Here is a 19,341-nt window from a genome sequence, read left to right as displayed (position 1 = left end):
TATGACGACACCTCTTGTCGAAATGAAGGACATCTCGATCAGTTTTGGCGGGATCAAGGCGGTGGACCATGTCTCGGTCGACCTGAAACCGGGCGAAGTTGTGGGTCTGTTGGGCCACAACGGCGCGGGCAAGTCGACGCTGATCAAGATCCTGTCGGGCGCCTATGCCATGGACACGGGTGAAATCCTGATCAACGGCGAAAAGGCCACGATCAACAATCCGCGTGACGCGCGGACCTACAACATCGAGACGATCTACCAGACGCTTGCGCTGGCTGATAACCTTGATGCCGCGTCGAACCTGTTTCTGGGGCGCGAATTGGTAGGGCCGACCGGCTTTGTCGATGACGACGCGATGGAGGCCGAGACCCGCAAGATCATGGCGCGGCTCAACCCGAACTTCAAAAAGTTCAAGGATCCGGTGAGCGCACTGTCAGGTGGTCAGCGCCAGTCGGTGGCCATTGCACGCGCGGTTTACTTCAACGCCCGCATCCTGATCATGGACGAACCCACTGCGGCCCTTGGCCCGCACGAGACGCAAATGGTGTCGGAACTGATCCAGCAGCTGAAGGCCGAGGGCATCGGCATCTTCCTGATCAGCCACGATATTCACGACGTGATGGAGCTGTGCGACCGCGCATCCGTTATGAAAAATGGAAAGCTGGTGGGCACTGTTGACGTTGCTGATGTGACGGACGATGACCTGCTCGGAATGATCATCTTGGGCAAGAAACCGGGCGAATCGTAATGCAGGATGCAGGGGCGCTGGATCAGGCCATTGGCCTGGTCGCTGACGTTGGTGGAACAAACACACGACTGGCGTTTGTGGACCGCGATGGGGTCATCGCGGATACGGTCGTGAAGTGCCCGAACGCTGACTTCGGCAGCTTTCTCGATCTTGCGACCAACTATCTGGACGGGCGGTCTGTGCCGTCGCAGGTGGTGATCGCGGTTGCGGGGCCTGTGGCGGGTGACAAGGCAAAGCTGACCAACCGGAACTGGGATTTCGACGCGGGCGCGTTGGCCGCAGCCTTTGGCGCGGACGAGGTGGTTCTGATGAACGATCTTGAGGCGTTGGGGCAAGCGGTGCCCACTGTAGCGCAAGATGCCGTCGAACCGCTGCATGACGGTGCTGCGCTTGGTGGGGCGGGTCAGGCACTGGTCGTCGGGCTTGGCACAGGGTTCAACGTGTCGGCCGTGAATATGGAAAGCGGGACGGTTTTCACCTCCGAACAAGGGCACGCCAGCCTGCCGTCGAGTGTGATGTCGATCCTGCAGGACCGCATTCCCGACACATCCCGCTTTGACTCTGTCGAGAACCTGTTTTCCGGCGTTGGCCTGCTGCGGCTTGCCCATGTGATCGGTGTGGACGTGGACAGCGCCGAGGAATTGGCGAAATCCGAGGACCCCCGCGCGCTTGAAGCGCTGGACGCCTGTACCGAGGCCTTTGGCCTGATGGTGCGGGAGCTGGCCTATTCCTACTTTCCGCGCGCCGGGTTCTATTTCAACGGCTCGCTTGCGAAGTTCCTGATGGAGCCCGAACGGCGTGAGCGGGTGCTGGCCCCTTTGCGGGCCGATGGCAGCTTTGACGGGCAGTTTGCCCGCATTCCAGCGTTCCTGTTTGTGTCCGATACAGTGGCCTTGGGTGGCTGCGCTGCGCGGTTGCTGGCACGGGTGGGTTAGTGCTCGGTTTATAGGCTTCTTGCGATGCCGGTGATTGTCTCAAACGCAACGTCGAAGTCACGCTCCTCGCAGTCGAATTGCCCCGCTTGAAAGCGAATGACTTTTTGGCCGTCGACACTCGTTTGCGTGAGGTAGATGCGCCCGTCAGTGTTGATTGCCTCGACAAGCGCTTGGGTCTGCTCATCGCTTGCGCTCTTCGCCTTGAACGTCCAGAGCGAGAGGATGGGCTCGGTCACGATCTCGAAGTCGTCTTCGGCGCGCAGGCGTTCGCAGAGGGCTTGAGACCACGTCACGTGATTGCGGATGCGGGTGCGCAGTCCCTCCATCCCATAGTGGCGCATCAGGAACCAGAGTTTGAGCGCGCGAAAGCGGCGGCCTAACGGGATCGACCATTCCGAATAGTCGATAATGTCCTCGGCTCCATGGGTTTTCAGGTATTCGGGCCGGATCGCGAGGGTTTGGCGAAGCTGGTCCGGGTCGCGCAGGAAGTGCGCCGCACAGTCGAACTGCGCGCCCAGCCATTTGTGCGGGTTGAAGACAATGCTGTCGAAGCGGTCGGCGCCAGTCCAAAGCGTGCGGAATTCGGGGCAGATCATCGCGGTGCCCGCCCATGCCGCATCAAGGTGACTGTAGAGCCCGTGCTTTTCGGCCACTGCAGCGACGGATTCCAGGTCATCACACGCGCCCATACCAGTAGCGCCAGTGGCGGCGATGACCCCGGCAGGGATGCGACCGGCCAACCTGTCCTCGGCAATGGCCGCCTCAAGATCAATCGGGTCCATGTGGCGCAGATCGCCCGTCGTGCGGATCTTGACCAGGTTGTCCTGGCCGATGCCTGCGACCCAGATGGCGCGGTCGATGGAACTGTGGACTTGATCGGAACAGTAGATGCGCAGTGCGGATTGACCGTGCAGCCCGTCGATATTGCCCCGGAAGTTCAGCGCGCGTTCGCGCATGGTCAGGACGGCGGCGAGGGTGGCTGAAGACGCGCTGTCCTGAATGACGCCTTGATACGTGTCTGGCAGGCCAAGGCCCTGACGCAGCCAGTCCATCATGCGCGTTTCCATCTCGGTCGCGGCGGGCGAGGTCTGCCAGAGCATACACTGTGGCGCGATGATCGAGGCAATGAATTCGGCCAGCACCGAGGCAGGGGCGGCGTTCGAATTGAAATAGGCAAAAAAGCGCGGGTGTTGCCAGTGGGTGATGCCCGGCATCACGATGCGTTCGAAGTCGGCCATGATATTGGCGAGGTCGGTGCCTTCCTCGGGTGGGGTATCCGCCAATTGCGCGGCGATGTCGCCGGGTGCGGTTTGTGCACGAACGGGGCGGTCGCGGATGGTTTTGTGATAGGCGGCACCCCAGTCCGCTGCGTCCTTGGCGTGTTTGGCGAAGTCGTCCCAGCTCATGGGTGTCCTTTCAGGCGAGGCGCATCTGGATGGGCCTTACGATGTCGTAAGGCGGAGGTGTCCTCCGCTCGTCTCAGGGTGCCACGATTGGCTGCACTTTGAGAAGAGGCTTGCCGTGCCGGGGCCTTCAAAGATGTTGCTGTCCGCGAACCGGGTTCTTGCTGTCTGGTCCGAAGTGGACGGATCTTATTACAAGGCTCTTTGTGCTATAATACCCAAACCGGTAGCACTGCCATCGACAAGGAGATGCCTGCGATGTCGGGACATTCGGTGAGCGCTTGGCGTGCATCCTCGCAATGCCGTGTTCCACACGCCGGGATGCAGCGCCGACCCGTCCGTGATGTCGATCAGGATGCTGGCCGTCTGGGGGCTGAGTAAGGACGCTGCGCGACGACATTTTTGAGGGGGCCAGCCCCCGTCGCCTTTGGCGACTCCCCCGGGATTTTTTGGAAACAGGGAATTCGGACTGGTTGGTACAGCGATAAAGGCTCTGGAGCGGTGTTCCTCTTGCGCGATACGTTGCCGGGTATCGCCTGCTGTTGCGTGTAACAGTTGTGTCGGTCCGCAGTGGAGAAGCCCGTGCTGTCATCCTTTTCAATGCCGTCAGAGCGGAGGCAGGCCCGCGATCTTGCGGCCTTCTTTCGTTTTCAGGGAAAAGTCCTGACCCCGCCATGTGTCGCCTTCGGGGCCCATCAGAACCGCGATGGCCTGCCCCACCCAATCGGCGGGGATGTGCGCGTCCCATGGCAATTGGCTGACCGGGTTGATGCCGGAGGCGGCGATATCGCGTTGCATGTCGGTCGCCACTGTGCCGGGGGAGAGGCCCATGACCCGCACGCCTGCGCCGCGTGCCTCCCTGTCCGCCACACGGGTCAGGGACAGGACGGCAGCCTTGGTGGCGCAGTAGTGGCTCCACCCTTCAAGCGCGCTGGTCGCCGCGCCCGAGGAGATGTTGATCACCGTGCCAGCGCCGCGGGCCATCATGCCGGGCAGGGCGGCGCGGAGGCCGTGGTAGACCCCCTTGACGTTCACATCGACCACGCGGCCCCATGCGTCCGGGTCGCTGTCGGTCAGACGTGCGATGGGGTCGATCAGGCCCGCGTTGTTGATCAGCACATCGACGTCGCCAGCGGCTGCCATCATCTTTTGCACTGCGTCGAAGTCGCTGACATCGCAGGGGATGGCCGTGCCTCCGGTCTCTTTCGCGAGGGTGGCGAGGGCCTGCGTGGACCGGGCCGCCAGCACCACATGCGCGCCCTGCCTGGCAAGGATCCGGGCGGCGGCCGCCCCGATCCCCTTGCTTGCGCCGGTGATGACGACGGTCTTGCCTTTCACATACTCCATGGTTCAGCGCCCCCAGGTGCAGGGGATGTTGGTGTCGGGTGTGCCGGCGCATTGCACCAGGTCGAAATGCAGATCGACATCGACGCTGAGGCCTGTGGGGCTGTCGATGAAGGCGATGAAGTCCATGCCGTGATCAAGGCGCAGGATCTCGCCGGTGGCCTCGAACCCGACGACGCGCACCTCATCGTAGTTCGGGATGAAGTCTGGATAGGTGCGGTCACGGACCATGGTGAAGTCGAGCGTCACCGGCGCGCTTTGCCCGCGCATCGTCAGATCGCCCGTCAGCTTGCCGGAGGTGGGCGTCAGCATCAGGATGTCGGTCGAGGTGAAGGTGATCTGGCTGTGGGTCTCTGCATCCAGATAGTCGGCATGGCGCAGGTGTGCGTCGCGGTCGGCGTGATTGCTGTCGATGCTGTCTGCGTCGATGGTGAAGGTGATCTGTGAATTCGCCGGGTTTTCTTCGTCGATGAGGAAGGTGCCGTCGTAGCTGTTGAAGCGGCCCACGGTGCGGCTGAGGCCCATGTGGTTGATTTCCCAACCGATATGGGTGTGGCCGAGATCGAGTGTCCATTCCGTTGGGGTGGCTTGGGCGGGCAGGGTGCCCATGAGCAGGGCGGCAAGGGGTAGGGTGCGGTACATCGTGATCTCCGGTCTAGGTGAATGTGCATCCGACCTAACTGCTGCGCCATGTGCAAAAAATGGGATTGCCTGCATATGATTGATGCATAAAATGCACGAATGGACACCGTTGCCCTTCGCACCCTTCAGCTTGTTGTACGGCATCAAAGCTTTGCCGCCGTCGCGCGGGTGCTGGATGTCGATCCCAGTTCTGTCAGTCGGACCGTGGCGGGGCTTGAGGCGCAGTTGGGGTTGCGTCTGTTCCAGCGGTCAACCCGACAGTTGACGCTGACGGAGGCGGGGGCGCTGTATCTCGACCGGATCGGGCCGTTGCTGGATGATCTGGATCTGGCGCGCGATGCGGCGGCGGAGATCAGTGCGCAGCCGTCGGGGCATGTGCGGCTGACAGCCTCCGTGGCGTTCGGGCAGGAGGTGTTGGTGCCGCAGCTTGCGGCTTTGCGGCGTGCGTTGCCCGAGATTGTTTTGGAGTTAACTCTGAGTGACCAGACCGTGGACCTTGTCGCGGGGCAGATTGACCTTGCGATCCGTCTGGCCCCTGCGCCCAAGGGCGATCTGATCAGCGCCCGGTTGATGTCGACGCGGTACCGCGTGGTGGCGGCGCCATCGTACCTGCAAGCGCACGGTGCGACCGCTGCGCCGGAGGGTTTGGCGGACCGTCCCTGCCTGCGCATGACGCTGCCCGAGTATCGCACCGAGTGGCGGTTTCGGCAGGGCAGTGCAGAGACGGTTGTGGGGGTTGATGGGCCACTTCTGATCTCGAACGCATTGGCGTTGCGGGCGGCTGCGCGAGAGGGGTTGGGACCCGCCTTGCTGGCCGACTGGATGACGGATGGTGATCTGGAACGCGGCACGCTGGTGGACCTGTTTCCCGAACACGAGGTGACAGCGACCACCTTTGATACCGGCGCGTGGCTTCTGTACCCGAGCCGCGCCTATTTGCCGACCAAGGTGCGGGCGGTGATCGACTTTCTGCGTGCCCGGCTGCGTTAAAACGCGATGCCGGTGTTCTTTTTGATCTCGCGCAGCACGAGGTTGGTTTGGGCGCTGGCGACGGCGGGCAGACGGAAGAGGAAGGTTTCCAGAAAGGCGTTGTAGGTGTCGAGATCGGCGCAGAGTACCCGCATCTGGTAGTCCGATTGCCCCGTCGTGGCATAGCATTCCACCACTTCGCGCCGGGTTTCGATGGCGCGGATGAAGGCGGTCAGGTCATCCTCCGAATGGCGAGCGAGTTGGACATGGACAATGGCCTGGAACTGCAGGCCCGCGGCCTTGGGGTTCAGGATGGCGCCGTAGCGGTCGATGATCCCGGCTTCCTCCAGCGCCTTGACCCGGCGCCAGCAGGCAGAAGGGGACATGCCGGCCGCCTCCGCGAGATCAGCGTTGGAGATACGACTGTCCGCTTGTAGGTGTTTGAGAAGAGTTTGGTCGCGGCGATCAAGGTGCATGCGGGTAATTTAGCCAAATTCTATTCCCTTGGCGATATTCTGTTTCAACTGATCGTCGGTCCGCCGCAAAACTGAAATCTCTTGCCATGCCCTGGCCCGCATAATGCGGACAGGAGGTAGCCATGTCTGACCCGAGCCACCGTTTCGATACCTATGCCCTAACTGATCGCTATGACCGTACTGCGGGGCGTGTGTTCCTGACTGGGACACAAGCCCTTGTGCGCATCATGCTGGATCAGGCGCGCCGGGATCGGGCGGCGGGGCGGAACACGGGCGGCTTTGTGTCTGGCTATCGCGGGTCGCCGCTGGGGGGGCTTGATATGGAGTTGTGGCGAGCGCGGGATCGGACTGCGGCCGCTGACATCACATTTATGCCTGCCGTGAACGAGGATCTGGGGGCCACTGCCGTGCTAGGAGCCCAGCAGGCTGTGCTGGATCCGAACTGCACGCGCGAAGGCATCTTTTCCATGTGGTACGGCAAGGGCCCAGGCGTGGACCGGTCGGGCGATGCGCTGAAGCACGGGAATGCCTATGGGTCGTCGCCGCTGGGCGGTGTGCTCGTTGTGGCAGGGGATGATCATGGGTGCGTATCGTCGTCCATGCCGCACCAGTCGGACGTTGCCTTCATGGCTTGGTTCATGCCGACACTGAACCCGGCCTCGGTTGAGGAATACCTGAGTTTCGGGGCGTGGGGCATCGCGCTCAGCCGGTTTTCGGGCACATGGGTGGGGTTCAAGGCGATATCCGAAACGGTGGAAAGTGGCGCATCGGTGGTGTTGCCGCCTGATCCCGTTTTCGCGCAGCCAGATTACACGGCGCCACCCGGTGGGTTGCATATTCGTCCCTCTGACTTGCCGAGCCCTGAGATTGAGACGCGGATCGGGCACAAGCTTGAGGCGGTGCAAGCTTTTGCCGAGGCGAACCCGATTGATCGACGGATCTACGATGTACCGTGCGCGCCGTTCGGGTTTGTGACAACGGGCAAGGCGCATCTGGATCTTATGGAGGCGCTGCGCCTCTTGGGGCTGGATGAGGCGACGTGCCGGGCGCGGGGCATCGACATCTACAAGGTCGGCATGGTCTGGCCGCTGGCCTTGCGTGATGCGCGCGCCTTTGTCCGGGGCAAGCGCGAGGTCATGGTGATCGAGGAAAAGCGCGGGATCATTGAGAGCCAGTTCAAGGAAGCGTTCTATGATCTGCCACGCGACATTCCTGAACGTATGGTGGGCAAACATGACGAGACAGGCGCGCCATTGGTGCCGTGGACGGGGGAGCTGAGCCCGCGGCTCCTCGCACCGCTCGTCGCCCGGAGGTTGGATGCGTTTGTGCCTGATCTGGATCTGCCAGCGCGGGCCAAGGCGTTGCAGGTGCCGCCCAAGCTACTGAGTGTCGAAGGTGCCACGCGCACGCCTTACTTCTGTTCGGGCTGTCCGCACAACACGTCGACCAAGGTGCCCGAAGGGTCAAAGGCTGCGTCTGGCATTGGCTGCCATGTCATGGCCTCTTGGATGGATCGCGAGACGGGTGGCTATGCCCAGATGGGCGGCGAAGGCGTGCCTTGGGTCGCGGCATCGAAGTTCAACGGCGGCAAGCATATCTTCCAGAACCTGGGGGAGGGGACATGGTACCATTCCGGCGCACTGGCCATCCGGCAAGCCGTCGCCGCGCGGACGAACATCACCTACAAGGTGCTGTATAACGACGCGGTCGCGATGACCGGGGGGCAGCCGGTGGACGGCCCTGTGAGCGTCGAGGCGATTGCATGGTCCAGCCGGGCCGAGGGCGTGGACCGGATCGCACTGGTGTCGGATGATGTGGGCAAGTTTGACAGGGGCGCCTTTCCGCCCGGCACCACCTTTCACGATCGTGCGGCGCTGGACGCCGTGCAACGGGAATTGCGCGACATTCCCGGCGTCACCGTCCTGATCTATGAACAGACCTGCGCCACTGAAAAGCGACGTCGCCGCAAGCGAGGCACCCTGCCCACGGTCAAAACCTTTGCCGTCATCAACCCGGAGGTTTGCGAGGGCTGCGGCGATTGTTCGGTTGAAAGCAATTGCCTGAGTGTGGAGCCGTTGGAGACGCCTTTGGGCCGCAAGCGGCGGATCAACCCATCGACCTGCAATGCGGATATGTCATGCCTTCAGGGGTTTTGCCCCAGCTTCGTGACGGTCGAGGGGGCGGCGCGCAGGGCACCGGAACCGGTAGCGTTTGATGTGGAGGCGGCGCTTTCCGGCATTCCCCAGCCGGAACTGCCAGCGCTCGACGCGCCCTACGACCTGCTGGTCACTGGCGTCGGTGGTACCGGGGTCATCACCGTCGGCGCGTTGGTCACCATGGCTGCGCATCTTGAAGGGCGGGGAGCGTCAGTGTTGGACTTCACCGGTTTTGCGCAGAAGTTTGGGACGGTGCTCAGCTATATCCGGTTGGGGCGGTCGCCCGACATGCTGCATCAGGTGCGGATCGAGGAAGCGGCAGCAGATGCGGTGATCGGGTGCGATATCGTCGTGTCATCGGCCCCCAAGGCGTCCGCGCACTACCATTCCGGCACGCGGATGGCGCTGAACCGGGCGGAGATGCCGACGGGCGATCTGGTTCTGCACCGCGATGCAAGCCTGCGCGTCGATGTGCGCGAGGGGGCGATTGCAGAGGTGATTGGTTCGCAGAACCTCGCAGCCTTTGACGCCAACGCGCTGGCCGAGCGGTATCTGGGCGACAGCGTCTTTGCCAATGTGATGCTGCTGGGTGCGGCTTGGCAAAGGGGCCTTGTTCCGGTCAGTGAAGTGGCGCTGAAGCAGGCGATCAGATTGAACGGGGTGGCGGTCGATCAGAATACGCGCGCCTTTGACCTGGGTCGGATCTGGGCAAGTGACCCTTCGGTTTTGGCGCCAAGCGCGCCAGCGAAGACGCCGGACACGGCGGATGAGATCATCGCGCATCGGTCCCAGCTTTTGGTTGACTATCAAGACGCCGGCTATGCCGCGCGGTATCGTGAGGCTCTGGCTTCGCATACGGCAGCGTTTTCCGAGGATGGCCGCAAGATCGCGGCGCGCGCGCTTTACAAGCTGATGGCGTACAAGGACGAATACGAGGTCGCGCGCTTGCACGTCGATACCGGGTTCTACGACAGCCTCTCGGACCAGTTTACCGGCGACTTCGCCGTCCATCATCATCTCGCGCCGCCACTCCTGTCTTGGCGCAAGGACGCGCGGGGGCGACCTGTGAAGCGGACCTTCGGGCCTTGGATGCACCGCGCCATGCGGCTGTTGGCCAAGGGCAAAGGGTTGCGTGGCACGTGGGCGGACCCATTCGGATACACCGCTGAGCGGCGTGAAGAACGCGCGCTGATCGACTGGTACATCGCGGGGCTAGAGCGGCTGAGCCAAGGCACCGCCGATGCAAATGCCGCACGTACCTTCCTGTCCGCGCCGCTGGAATTTCGCGGCTACGGTCCTGTCAGAGCCGAGGCGGTCGCGCGGCTCAAGCCCGAAGCCGATGCCGCGCTGGAGCGCGCTAGTAGTCGCTGACCAGCAGTTGCGTGGGCGCTGTGTCTTCCTCTATTTCCGAAAAGCGCCCGATGGGCTCTGCAAAGATATTGTCGGTCAGATCATCGTTCACCGTGGAGACCTCGTGGATCAGGCAATCGCCGCCTTCGCCCCAAAAGGCATGCCAAGTGGTCGGTGTCAAAGTCACGGATGCGCCCACGGGCAGCTTGAGGTGCCCGCCCGCAGGCAGTGTCACCGGCACGCCATCGGTCAGGACATGTACATCGGCATCGCGGTCAATCTGCCCCTCTGCATCGCAAGTGAACAGCTCCAGCACCAGTGTCGCACCGCCGCGATTGATGATGTCTTCGGTCTTGAGCACGTGGCGGTGCATGGGTGACAGCTGGTCCTGGCGCGAGATCATCAGCTTTTCGGCGTAGAGCATCGCGCCCTGCTGCCCCATCTCGCCCAGATCGCCGTTGCGCATGGTGAAAAGGAACAGGCCCATCTCGTCAAACCGGCCCTGTCCATAATCGGTGATGTCCCAGCCGAGGCGCCGGTCGCGGATATGAGCGGCCTTGTCGCTGCGCATCTCGTCCGGTGTCCATGTGCCGAAGGGCGGGACGGTCCAGCCGTGCTTGGCAAAGAAGTCGGCACCGTTCGCAAGGATGTCATTGACGCGGGATCGTTTCATGGGGTCAGTCCAGTTCTTCTTGCCAGGGCGGGTTGGCGCCTGCGCGCGACACGGTGATGGCGGCGGCGCGGGCAGCGAGGGAGAGCATGTCTTTGAGTGCCGCTTCGTTCAGCGTTTCAATGGCTGCGGGGTGCAGGGCATCTGCGCGGCGCAGGGCGGCAAGACAGCCTGCATTGAACGTATCACCTGCGCCGACGGTGTCGACGACCTGCGCCTGTTGCGCGGGGGCACGGACCATTGTGCCGTTTGCCAGGTGGGCGGTGGCACCGTCGCCCCCTTCTGTCAGGAGCAGCATCTTGGGGCCGAGGTCGAGCACGGTTCGCGCCTTGGCATTCAGATCGCCATCCGGGACGAGCCAGCCGATGTCGTCATCAGACAGTTTCACAATGTCGGCCCGTCCGATCAGCTTGGTCAACCGCGTGCGGTAGCCGTCGTGATCCGACACGAAACCGGGCCGGATATTGGGGTCCGCCATGACCAGCCGATCCGACGGCTGGGACAGGGCAAGGTCGAGCAGGCTGTCCGCTACCGGCGGGTTGCAGAGGGAAATGCCACCGAAGAATACCGCCTTTGTCCCCGCGGGGACAGAAGCGATATCAATGGGTTGGATGTTCCGCGTGGCCGTTGCGTCGTCGTAGAAGGTGTACGTGGCATTGCCGTTTTCGAGGTGAACAAAGGCCAGCGCCGTGTTGCGGTCGCTGCGCACGGCGTGATCGACCGAGACCTGGCTCGCCCTCAGGTGATCCTCGATCATCGCGCCAAATGGGTCGGAGGACAGGCCTGTGACCAAACCGACATCCTCGCCCAGACGGCCCAAGGCCACGGCTGTGTTCAGGACGGCACCTCCCACATGTGGCACATAGGCGCCGTCGGCGTTGGGGATCATGTCGATCAGGGCCTCGCCCGCGCAAAGGATCATTCAGGGCTCTCCGTTAGGGTGATATCAGCGGGTGCCGACTGGCTCAGGACCGTGGTGATATTGGGCATGTCGTTTGTGTCAATCCAGGTCTGCGCGTCGGGTTTGCCGTGTTCTGCCCAGCGTGCATGCAGCCGGGCGGTGAGGGTACTCAGGTTGGGGTGGAGTGCCACCGAATAACTCCAAAGGCCATGCAGCTCGTCCCAAGGCGGCTGATTGAGCAGCAGGTAATTCCCCTCGACCAGCACGGTGTGACATGTCGCATCGACGCGGCCCACACCGGCGATGGCGATCTCGCGCTGTCGGTCGAAGATCGGGAAAATCACTGGGTCCTTGGATTGGAGTGCGCAAACCAGACGTAGGAACCCATATGCATCGAAGGTATGCGGCGCGCCCTTGCGGTTACTCGTGCCGTCGGCCTGTAAGAGCCGCTCATCCAGATGAAAGCCGTCCATCGGCACGACCATTGCGGGATCACCCATGTCTGTCAGTCGCGCAGCCAGTTTCAATGCCAACGTGCTCTTGCCGCTGGCCGGGGGACCTACGACCGCCACAAGCCGCCGGTTGGGCGCAGGTGGGCGGTCGAGGATCTGCGCGCAGATCTGGTCGAGGGTCATCTTACGCAGCCATCTCCGGCACGGCGGCCCCTGTCATGTAGGCGACCGCATCTGACATCGAGTGATCCTTCGGGTCGATCACGCAAAGCCGTTTGCCCAAGCGGTGCACGTGGATGTGGTCGGCGACCTCGAAGACATGTGGCATGTTGTGGCTGATCAGGATGATCGGGATGCCGCGTGACTTCACATCCTGGATCAGTTCGAGGACCTTTCGGCTTTCCTTGACCCCGAGCGCGGCGGTGGGTTCGTCCAGGATCACCACCTTGGACCCGAAGGCCGCCGCACGGGCCACGGCGACGCCTTGTCGCTGACCACCAGAGAGCGATTCGACCGCCTGGTTGATGTTCTGGATCGTGGCGAGGCCCAGCTCGCTCAGCTTTTCGCGCGCGAACTTCTGCATTGCGGGCTTGTCGAGTTGGCGAAAGACAGTGCCCATGATCCCCGGTTTGCGCAGCTCGCGCCCCATGAACATGTTGTCGGCGATGGACAGGGCCGGGGACATGGCGAGCTGTTGGTAGACCGTTTCGATCCCTTCTTCGCGGGCCTCGATGGGGGAGCGGAACTTGACCTCTCGCCCTTCAAGCCAAACCTGCCCCTCTTCCGGCACCACAGCGCCCGAGATTGCTTTGATCATCGACGACTTGCCCGCTCCATTGTCCCCGATCACTGCCAGGATTTCGCCCGGCATCAAGTCGAAGTCGGCGTGGTCGAGGGCCGTGACCTTGCCATAGCGTTTCACAAGGTTGCGGGCTTTGAGAATGGGTTCGGTCATGCGGCAACCTTCCGTATCCACTGGTCCACGGCGACCGCCGCGATGATGAGCATCCCGATCAGCATAAAGGTCCATTGCGGGTCGGCCCCGGCCATGCGTAGTCCGAGTTCGAACACCCCCACGATGAGGGCACCGAAGAGTGCGCCCGCGATGCTTCCACGTCCGCCGAAGAGCGAGATGCCCCCGATCACCACCGCGGTGATGGACTGGATGTTGCCGATGACGCCTGTGGTGGCCGAGGGCGAAATCGATCCGAACCTGCCGATCATTACCCAGCCTGCCAAGGCGCATATGAACCCGGCGACCATGTAAACGGACATGTATGTCTTGTGGACGTTCACGCCGGACAGTTCGGCGGCCTCGGGGTCGTCACCGACGGCGTAGACGTGCCTGCCCCATGCCGTAGATCGCAGTGCATAGGCGAGGATGATGAACAGCGCGATCATGCCCAGCACGCCGAGGGTAAAGACTGCACCGCCGATAGTGAACTTGGTGCCAAGGAACTGTAGGAAACTGGCTTCGGCCTCGATGTCTTGCGACCGGATCGTTTCATTGGCGGAGTAGAGATAGTTCGCCGCCAGAACGATCTGCCACATCCCCAAGGTCACGATGAAGGGCGGTAGCTTCATGCGGCTGACGAGCCAGCCGCTGATGGCACCAAGGGCCGTGCCAACCGTCAGGCCGATAGCGACAGAGACGGCGGGGGGAATCCCGTATTGGAACGATGCCTTGCCCATGACGACTGTGCAGAGGACCGCGATTGCTCCTACGCTCAGGTCGATGCCTGCTGTCAGGATAATGAGCGTTTGCGCGGCGGCGAGCACGCCGACGATCTGTACCTGTTGCAGGATCAGCGTCAGGGCGAAGGGTGAGAAAAAGCGTTGCCCCAGCAACAGGCCAAACAGTGCGATGGAGAAGATCAGCACGATCAACGGCACCAGCGATGGGGTCTGGTGCAACGTGTGCTGGATCTGCCCGACGATGCCGCGGCGGTGATCTTCGAACTCGGCCACAGTGGCGTCAGCGGACGAGGCTGCAGATTCGTAGTTGTCCGATTGGGTCATGGCGTCCCATCCTTGAGGTGGGGAAAGGGGCAGGCGTGTGGCCTGCCCCGATCATGTTCACTTGTCGGCAGGGGTGCTTGGCCCCAGCCGTCTGATCAGCGTCAGCGGATCAGCCCCAGCAAAGGTTCTTGCCCTCTTCGACCGAGATGCTCTCGACCCCGTCGGCAGGCTGGTCTGTCACCAACGCCACTCCGGTGTCAAAGAACGCTTTGCCTTCGGTCGCTTCCGGCTTGGTGCCGTCCTTGGCCCAGGCGGCAATCGCTTCGATGCCCAGCGATGCCATCAGCAGCGGGTATTGCTGCGAGGTCGCACCGATCACACCGTCGGCCACGTTCTGCACACCGGGGCAGCCGCCATCGACAGACACGATCAGCACGTCGTTTTCGCGGCCAATGGCCTTGAGCGCCTCGTAGGCACCGGCGGCGGCGGGTTCGTTGATGGTGTAGACCACGTTGATGAACGGATCCTTGGCCAGCAGGTTCTCCATCGCGCGGCGGCCGCCTTCCTCGTTTCCGGCAGTCACGTCATTGCCGACGATGCGGGGGTCGGTCTCGTCTCCCCACTTGTTCGGATCGCCGATGTCGATGCCGAAACCGGTGAGGAAGCCCTGATCGCGCAGCACGCCCACGGTGGGTTGGCTGATGGCGAGGTCGAGCATGCCGATCTTGGCATCAGCCGCCGCATCGCCAAGGGTCGCTGCGGCCCATGCGCCAATCAATTCACCGGCAAGGAAGTTGTCGGTGGCAAAGGTCATGTCGGCGGCATCAATGGGTTCAAGCGGCGTGTCGAGCGCGATGACCAGCAGACCGGCGTCACGCGCTTGCTGGACCACCGGCACGATGCTGGCGGTGTCGGATGCGGTGAGCAGGATGCCCTTGGCACCGTTGGCGATGCAGGTCTCGATCGCCTGCACTTGCGTTTCATGGTCGCCATCGACCTTGCCCGCGAAGGAGCTGAGGTTGATGCCCAGCTCTTCGGCCTTGGCTGTGGCGCCCTCGCGCATCTTAACGAAAAACGGGTTGGTGTCTGTCTTGGTGATCAGGCACGCCGAAATTGCATGCCCGTCGGCCAAAGCCGCGCCCGCCATGGTGGTCAGGGCACAAGCCGTGCCCAGCAGTAGTTTCTTCATGGTGTCCTCCCAGAACGTGTCGGGCCCGAAAATAGGCGGTCCGAACTGCCCCAAGGGAAACGCGATTCTTTGATCCTGTCAATTAATAAGTAAACTTGATTTATTAATTGACGCGCGCAAAGTTATGACAGGGAGGAATGGTCTGATGGAACTGGACCACGTGCGCACCTTGTCCGGCGGTATCAACCAGACGGGCGTGCGCGCCTATAATGAGCGGTTGATCCTGTCGATCTTGCAGCGCAATGGCGGGCTGCCGGGTAGTGACCTTGCGCGCCGGACCGGGCTGTCGCCGCAGACGGCGTCGGTGATCCTGCGCAAGCTGGAACAGGACGGGCTGCTCATCAAGGGCGCGCCGGTGAAGGGGAAGGTTGGCAAGCCGTCGGTACCCTACCTTCTGAACCCGGATGGCATATTCTCGGTCGGGCTCAAGATCGGGCGGCGCAGTGCGGACCTGTTGGTGCTGGATGCGATGGGGCAGGTGCGGCACCAGTTGCGGCATACATATGACTATCCGCTGCCGGGCAATGTGTTTGGGTTTTTGCGCGACGGGTTTGCCGATCTGATGGATCAGATGGACGACCCTATGCGCGCGCGTTTGTGCGGTGTCGGCATTGCTGCCCCCTTCGAGCTGTGGAGCTGGCATGAATTGCTGGACGCACCGCCGGAGGAGTTTGCCGCATGGAAAGATGCGGATTTCGTGGCCGAGGTGGGCCAGATCACGGACCTGCCGGTGCGTTTGGTTAATGACGCAACCGCTGCCTGCCGCGCCGAGCATGTGTTCGGGATTGGGCGGGAGTATCGCGACTATGTGTATTTCTTCCTCGGTGCTTTTGTCGGCGGCGGCGTTGTGCTGGACCACACGGTGTTCGAAGGCAACCAGAAGAATGCGGGCGCGTTTGGAACCATGCCGGTGGCTGATTTGCAGGGCAAGCCGGGGCACTTGATCGATCTGGCGTCGATCTGGACACTTGAGGCGCGGCTGATCGAGGCAGGAGAGAACCCGCGTCAACTGTGGCAGCAGCCGCAGAACTGGTCACATCTGGAGCGCTTCGTTGTGCCGTGGCTTGAGCAAACGGCGGATGCGCTGGCCATTGCCTGCGTCGCAAGCTGTGCGGTGATTGATGTGGAGGCTGTCGTGATCGACGGGGCGATGCCAGCGTCGATCCGGGCGCGGCTGGTCGAGATGACGGGCGCCGCGCTCGAAACCAAGGACATGCGTGGATTGTTCCGACCCAAAACGGTCGAAGGTCAGATCGGAGCAAATGCCCGTGGCATAGGCGCTGCCACAGGACCGATTATTGGACAGTTCCTGCTCGACCGCTCAGCCGCGATGTTTGAGCAGGCTTAGCGGTAGTAGAGCGACTGACCGTTCGAGAAGATTTGCACCTTCTCGGGCGCTGCCGTTACCTTGACCGACTTGCCGCGCAGGTCTTTGTGGATGCCGGGCATCTTGGCCAGCACGGGCTGTTCGCCCTCTTCGGCATGGAAGTAGAGGATGGTCACTTCGCCCAGGGCTTCGGTGAAATCCACGGTCCCTTCGAACACGGCGTCGCCATCGGTTTCGACCATGTCTTCGGGCCGGACGCCGACATTGACCTGCAGGCCCTTGTCGCTGTCTTGGGTCGGAACGGCGGATGCGATGACCGAACCGCCCTTCATCTTCACCTTGGTCTGTGCGCCGGTCTCCACAATCTCGCCCGGCAGCAGGTTCATAGACGGGGAGCCGATAAACTGAGCCACGAACTCGTTTTCAGGGCGTTCATACAGCTCAAGCGGTGAGCCGACCTGCGCGATCCCCTTGTTGGCGAGAACCACGATGCGGCTGGCGAGCGTCATCGCTTCCACCTGGTCGTGGGTCACGTAGATCATCGTGCTGTCTGGCATCGACTCCTTCAGCTGCGCGATCTCGATCCGAGTCGCAACCCGCAGGGCAGCGTCGAGGTTCGAGAGTGGTTCGTCGAAGAGATACACCTTGGGATCGCGCACGATGGAGCGGCCAATGGCGACCCGCTGGCGCTGACCACCCGACAGTGCCTTGGGCAGGCGGTCCAGATAGGGTTCAAGCTGCAGGATTCGCGCAGCGCGGTTCACCGCCTCATCAATCTCTGACTGAGATTTCTTCGCCAGTTTCAGGGCAAAGGTCATGTTGTCCCGCACGGTCATGTGCGGGTAGAGCGCGTAAGACTGGAACACCATGGCGATGCCGCGCTGGGCGGGGGGCACGTCGTTCACGACCGTGCCGTCAATCTCAAGCGTGCCGCCGGTGATCTTTTCCAGCCCGGCAATCATGCGCAACAGCGTGGACTTGCCGCAGCCCGAGGGGCCGACAAAGACGATCAACTCGCCCTTCTGGATGTCGAGGTTGATGTTGTTGAGCACGTTGACCGTGCCGCCATATGTCTTTTCGACTTCGGTCAGTTTCAAATCGGCCATGTTTGGTCCCTCCCTTCGGGAAGGCGGTGGCCCGCCCCCCGTTTTCCTCGGTTATGTCTTCAGCGCTATGGCGACCTGCCAGCCGCCCAGATGGACGTGCCCATCGGGGCCCGGCGCAGTGCTGCCCAGTTCCGACCCGATGGTCACCCATGATCCTTCGGGCAGGTCCAGCGTGGCAGGCTCGTCGCTCAGGTTGATGGCGCAGAACACGGTCTGGTCGTCGTGATGGCGGGTGAAGTGGACGACGTCGCCCATCGCCGTCACCCCGTCATGGCTGCCCTTCGACAGCGCCTTGTGCGTGTTGCGCAGGGCAATGGCGCGGCGATAGTGGTGCAAAAGCGCAGCCGGGTCATCCTCTTGCGAGGCGACGGCGCTGTGCAGGTGATCGCGGCTGACGGGCAGCCATGGATCGCCCGCGGTGAACCCGCCATGGCTGTTGGATGGCTCCCACACCATGGGCGTGCGGCACCCGTCCCGGCCCTTGAACTCGGGCCAGAACTCGATGCCATAGGGGTCTTGCAGGTCTTCGAAGGCGACGTCGGCCTCGTGCAGCCCCAACTCTTCGCCTTGATACAGGCAGACCGAGCCGCGCAGGCACAGGATAAGCGTCGCATAGGCGCGCATTGCGGCATCCGACAGCTCCCACCGGCTGGCATGGCGGATCACGTCGTGGTTGGAGAACGCCCAGCAGGCCCAGCCGTCGCTTGCGACTTCGTCTACCTTGTTCAGCACCTCGACCACACGGGTTGCGGTCAGCGGATCTTTGGCAAGGAATTCAAAAGCGTAACACATCTGCACACGCTCATCGCCCGCAGTGTATTCGCCCATGATCTCAAGCCCACGTTGCGCGTCACCCACTTCGCCCACAGCGGCAGAACCGGGGTATTCATCGAGCAGCGCACGGAAGCGGGCCAGGAACGCCAGGTTCTCCGGCTGGTTCTTGGAATAGACGTGTTCCTGATGGTTATAGGGGTTCACCGACGGCGCGATGGTCGCGTTGCGCTGCTCTTTCGGCAGGGCCGGATTGTCGCGCAGCTGCTTGTCGGCGTAGTAGAAGTTGATGGTGTCGAGGCGGAAGCCATCCACCCCACGGTCCAGCCAGAACCGGGTCACGTCCAGCAGCGCGTCCTGCACATCCGGGTTGTGGAAGTTCAGGTCGGGCTGCGTTTTCAGGAAGTTGTGCAGATAATACTGCTCGCGCCGCGGCTCCCATGTCCAGGCGGAACCGCCAAAGATCGACAGCCAGTTGTTGGGCGGCGTGCCGTCGGGCTTGGGATCGGACCAGACATACCAGTCGCACTTCTCGCTGTCCCGGCTGTGCGCGCAGTCGAGGAACCAGGGGTGTTCATCGCTGGTGTGGCTCAGCACAAGGTCGATCATCACGCGCAGGCCAAGCGCGTGGGCTGTTTCGACCAGCGCGTCGAAATCCGCCAGCGTGCCGAACATCGGGTCAACGCCCCGATAGTCGCTGACGTCATAGCCAAAATCTTTCATCGGCGAGGTGAAGAAGGGCGAGATCCAGATCGCATCGACGCCAAGGGAGGCCACGTAAGGCAGGCGGCTGGTGATCCCGTTCAGATCGCCGATGCCATCGCCGTTGCTGTCCTGAAAGCTGCGCGGGTAGATCTGGTAGATCACCGCCCCACGCCACCAATCCTCGTCCGTCACAAGAGTCCGAGCCATGTCGAATTCCGCCTGTTTATTCATGTAAGGA

Annotated in this window: 17 protein-coding genes; 5 read left to right on the top strand and 12 right to left on the bottom strand. The window is 62.3% G+C overall.

Annotated features, from left to right (window positions below):
• The first annotated feature begins 1 nt into the window (after position 1).
• The gene (locus RA29_RS19915; protein ID WP_052249817.1) at positions 2-748 is read left to right on the top strand and encodes an ATP-binding cassette domain-containing protein; all 747 of its coding nucleotides are present in this window, start codon (positions 2-4) and stop codon (positions 746-748) included.
• A complete protein-coding gene (locus RA29_RS19910; protein ID WP_052249816.1) occupies positions 748-1,683 on the top strand; it encodes a glucokinase in 936 nt (311 codons plus the stop codon). Before RA29_RS19915 ends, RA29_RS19910 begins: the two co-directional genes overlap by 1 nt.
• An 8-nt stretch (positions 1,684-1,691) precedes the next feature.
• Here RA29_RS19910 and RA29_RS19905 read toward each other — a convergent pair whose 3' ends face one another.
• The 3 genes from RA29_RS19905 to RA29_RS19895 form a co-directional block, all read right to left on the bottom strand.
• Positions 1,692-3,089, bottom strand: a complete 1,398-nt coding sequence (locus RA29_RS19905) for a pyridoxal-dependent decarboxylase (protein ID WP_039689339.1) — start codon at positions 3,087-3,089, stop codon at positions 1,692-1,694.
• A 603-nt stretch (positions 3,090-3,692) separates the two neighbouring features.
• Entirely contained in the window at positions 3,693-4,433 is a 741-nt protein-coding gene (locus RA29_RS19900; protein WP_039689337.1) for an SDR family oxidoreductase, read from the bottom strand.
• A 3-nt stretch (positions 4,434-4,436) separates the two neighbouring features.
• The gene (locus RA29_RS19895) at positions 4,437-5,072 is read right to left on the bottom strand and encodes a YceI family protein (protein ID WP_052249815.1); all 636 of its coding nucleotides are present in this window, start codon (positions 5,070-5,072) and stop codon (positions 4,437-4,439) included.
• A gap of 99 nt (positions 5,073-5,171) precedes the next feature.
• Between RA29_RS19895 and RA29_RS19890 the strand changes: the two genes are divergently transcribed.
• Positions 5,172-6,062 carry a LysR family transcriptional regulator gene (locus RA29_RS19890; protein WP_039689335.1) on the top strand — a complete coding sequence of 297 codons (891 nt, stop codon included), beginning with the start codon at positions 5,172-5,174 and terminating at the stop codon, positions 6,060-6,062.
• Here the strand turns inward: RA29_RS19890 and RA29_RS19885 are convergent.
• Positions 6,059-6,517 carry an Lrp/AsnC family transcriptional regulator gene (locus RA29_RS19885; protein ID WP_039689333.1) on the bottom strand — a complete coding sequence of 153 codons (459 nt, stop codon included), beginning with the start codon at positions 6,515-6,517 and terminating at the stop codon, positions 6,059-6,061. The two genes, RA29_RS19890 and RA29_RS19885, sit on opposite strands and share 4 nt — an antisense overlap.
• A gap of 122 nt (positions 6,518-6,639) precedes the next feature.
• Here RA29_RS19885 and RA29_RS19880 point away from each other — a divergent pair, with 122 nt between their 5' ends.
• Positions 6,640-10,044, top strand: a complete 3,405-nt coding sequence (locus RA29_RS19880; protein ID WP_039689331.1) for an indolepyruvate ferredoxin oxidoreductase family protein — start codon at positions 6,640-6,642, stop codon at positions 10,042-10,044.
• On the opposite strand, the gene RA29_RS19875 is transcribed toward RA29_RS19880, so the two are convergent.
• The 6 genes from RA29_RS19875 to RA29_RS19850 all read right to left on the bottom strand — a co-directional run bounded on the left by RA29_RS19875 (position 10,031) and on the right by RA29_RS19850 (position 15,194).
• The gene (locus RA29_RS19875) at positions 10,031-10,696 is read right to left on the bottom strand and encodes a D-lyxose/D-mannose family sugar isomerase (protein WP_039689329.1); all 666 of its coding nucleotides are present in this window, start codon (positions 10,694-10,696) and stop codon (positions 10,031-10,033) included. The genes RA29_RS19880 and RA29_RS19875 overlap by 14 nt on opposite strands.
• Positions 10,697-10,700: 4 nt before the next feature.
• Positions 10,701-11,615, bottom strand: a complete 915-nt coding sequence (locus RA29_RS19870) for a carbohydrate kinase (RefSeq protein WP_039689327.1) — start codon at positions 11,613-11,615, stop codon at positions 10,701-10,703.
• Positions 11,612-12,229 carry a hypothetical protein gene (locus tag RA29_RS19865; protein ID WP_039689325.1) on the bottom strand — a complete coding sequence of 206 codons (618 nt, stop codon included), beginning with the start codon at positions 12,227-12,229 and terminating at the stop codon, positions 11,612-11,614. The genes RA29_RS19870 and RA29_RS19865 overlap by 4 nt, the downstream gene beginning before the upstream one ends.
• Before the next feature lies 1 nt (position 12,230).
• Positions 12,231-13,001: an ATP-binding cassette domain-containing protein gene (locus tag RA29_RS19860; protein ID WP_039689323.1), complete on the bottom strand. Its 771-nt coding sequence runs from the start codon at positions 12,999-13,001 to the stop codon at positions 12,231-12,233.
• The gene (locus RA29_RS19855; protein WP_039689321.1) at positions 12,998-14,065 is read right to left on the bottom strand and encodes an ABC transporter permease; all 1,068 of its coding nucleotides are present in this window, start codon (positions 14,063-14,065) and stop codon (positions 12,998-13,000) included. Before RA29_RS19855 ends, RA29_RS19860 begins: the two co-directional genes overlap by 4 nt.
• 109 nt (positions 14,066-14,174) lie before the next feature.
• A complete protein-coding gene (locus RA29_RS19850) occupies positions 14,175-15,194 on the bottom strand; it encodes a sugar ABC transporter substrate-binding protein (RefSeq protein WP_039689319.1) in 1,020 nt (339 codons plus the stop codon).
• Positions 15,195-15,339: 145 nt separating this feature from the next.
• Between RA29_RS19850 and RA29_RS19845 the strand changes: the two genes are divergently transcribed.
• On the top strand, positions 15,340-16,542 hold the full coding sequence (locus RA29_RS19845) for an ROK family transcriptional regulator (RefSeq protein WP_039689317.1): 1,203 nt from the start codon (positions 15,340-15,342) through the stop codon (positions 16,540-16,542).
• On the opposite strand, the gene ugpC is transcribed toward RA29_RS19845, so the two are convergent.
• Together ugpC and RA29_RS19835 are read right to left on the bottom strand one after the other, a co-directional pair.
• Positions 16,539-17,627, bottom strand: coding sequence for a sn-glycerol-3-phosphate ABC transporter ATP-binding protein UgpC (gene ugpC / locus RA29_RS19840; protein ID WP_039689315.1), 1,089 nt, complete (start codon positions 17,625-17,627; stop codon positions 16,539-16,541). The genes RA29_RS19845 and ugpC overlap by 4 nt on opposite strands.
• Before the next feature lie 51 nt (positions 17,628-17,678).
• Positions 17,679-19,334 (bottom strand): alpha-amylase family glycosyl hydrolase, encoded by a 1,656-nt coding sequence (locus RA29_RS19835; RefSeq protein WP_039689313.1) that lies wholly within the window; start codon positions 19,332-19,334, stop codon positions 17,679-17,681.
• Positions 19,335-19,341 lie beyond the last annotated feature (7 nt).

The organism is Tateyamaria sp. ANG-S1 (assembly GCF_000814025.1).
Classification (GTDB): Bacteria; Pseudomonadota; Alphaproteobacteria; order Rhodobacterales; family Rhodobacteraceae; genus Tateyamaria.
The sequence above is the reverse complement of the archived record's forward strand: the minus strand, read 5'-3'. Positions and strand labels throughout refer to the sequence as shown.

Coding starts and splice junctions, on each gene's coding strand:
- RA29_RS19915 (WP_052249817.1), top strand. CDS start 2: ATGACGACACCTCTTGTCGAAATGAAGGACATCTCGATCAGTTTTGGC.
- RA29_RS19910 (WP_052249816.1), top strand. CDS start 748: ATGCAGGATGCAGGGGCGCTGGATCAGGCCATTGGCCTGGTCGCTGAC.
- RA29_RS19905 (WP_039689339.1), bottom strand. CDS start 3,089: ATGAGCTGGGACGACTTCGCCAAACACGCCAAGGACGCAGCGGACTGG.
- RA29_RS19900 (WP_039689337.1), bottom strand. CDS start 4,433: ATGGAGTATGTGAAAGGCAAGACCGTCGTCATCACCGGCGCAAGCAAG.
- RA29_RS19895 (WP_052249815.1), bottom strand. CDS start 5,072: ATGTACCGCACCCTACCCCTTGCCGCCCTGCTCATGGGCACCCTGCCC.
- RA29_RS19890 (WP_039689335.1), top strand. CDS start 5,172: ATGGACACCGTTGCCCTTCGCACCCTTCAGCTTGTTGTACGGCATCAA.
- RA29_RS19885 (WP_039689333.1), bottom strand. CDS start 6,517: ATGCACCTTGATCGCCGCGACCAAACTCTTCTCAAACACCTACAAGCG.
- RA29_RS19880 (WP_039689331.1), top strand. CDS start 6,640: ATGTCTGACCCGAGCCACCGTTTCGATACCTATGCCCTAACTGATCGC.
- RA29_RS19875 (WP_039689329.1), bottom strand. CDS start 10,696: ATGAAACGATCCCGCGTCAATGACATCCTTGCGAACGGTGCCGACTTC.
- RA29_RS19870 (WP_039689327.1), bottom strand. CDS start 11,615: ATGATCCTTTGCGCGGGCGAGGCCCTGATCGACATGATCCCCAACGCC.
- RA29_RS19865 (WP_039689325.1), bottom strand. CDS start 12,229: ATGACCCTCGACCAGATCTGCGCGCAGATCCTCGACCGCCCACCTGCG.
- RA29_RS19860 (WP_039689323.1), bottom strand. CDS start 13,001: ATGACCGAACCCATTCTCAAAGCCCGCAACCTTGTGAAACGCTATGGC.
- RA29_RS19855 (WP_039689321.1), bottom strand. CDS start 14,065: ATGACCCAATCGGACAACTACGAATCTGCAGCCTCGTCCGCTGACGCC.
- RA29_RS19850 (WP_039689319.1), bottom strand. CDS start 15,194: ATGAAGAAACTACTGCTGGGCACGGCTTGTGCCCTGACCACCATGGCG.
- RA29_RS19845 (WP_039689317.1), top strand. CDS start 15,340: ATGGAACTGGACCACGTGCGCACCTTGTCCGGCGGTATCAACCAGACG.
- ugpC (WP_039689315.1), bottom strand. CDS start 17,627: ATGGCCGATTTGAAACTGACCGAAGTCGAAAAGACATATGGCGGCACG.
- RA29_RS19835 (WP_039689313.1), bottom strand. CDS start 19,334: ATGAATAAACAGGCGGAATTCGACATGGCTCGGACTCTTGTGACGGAC.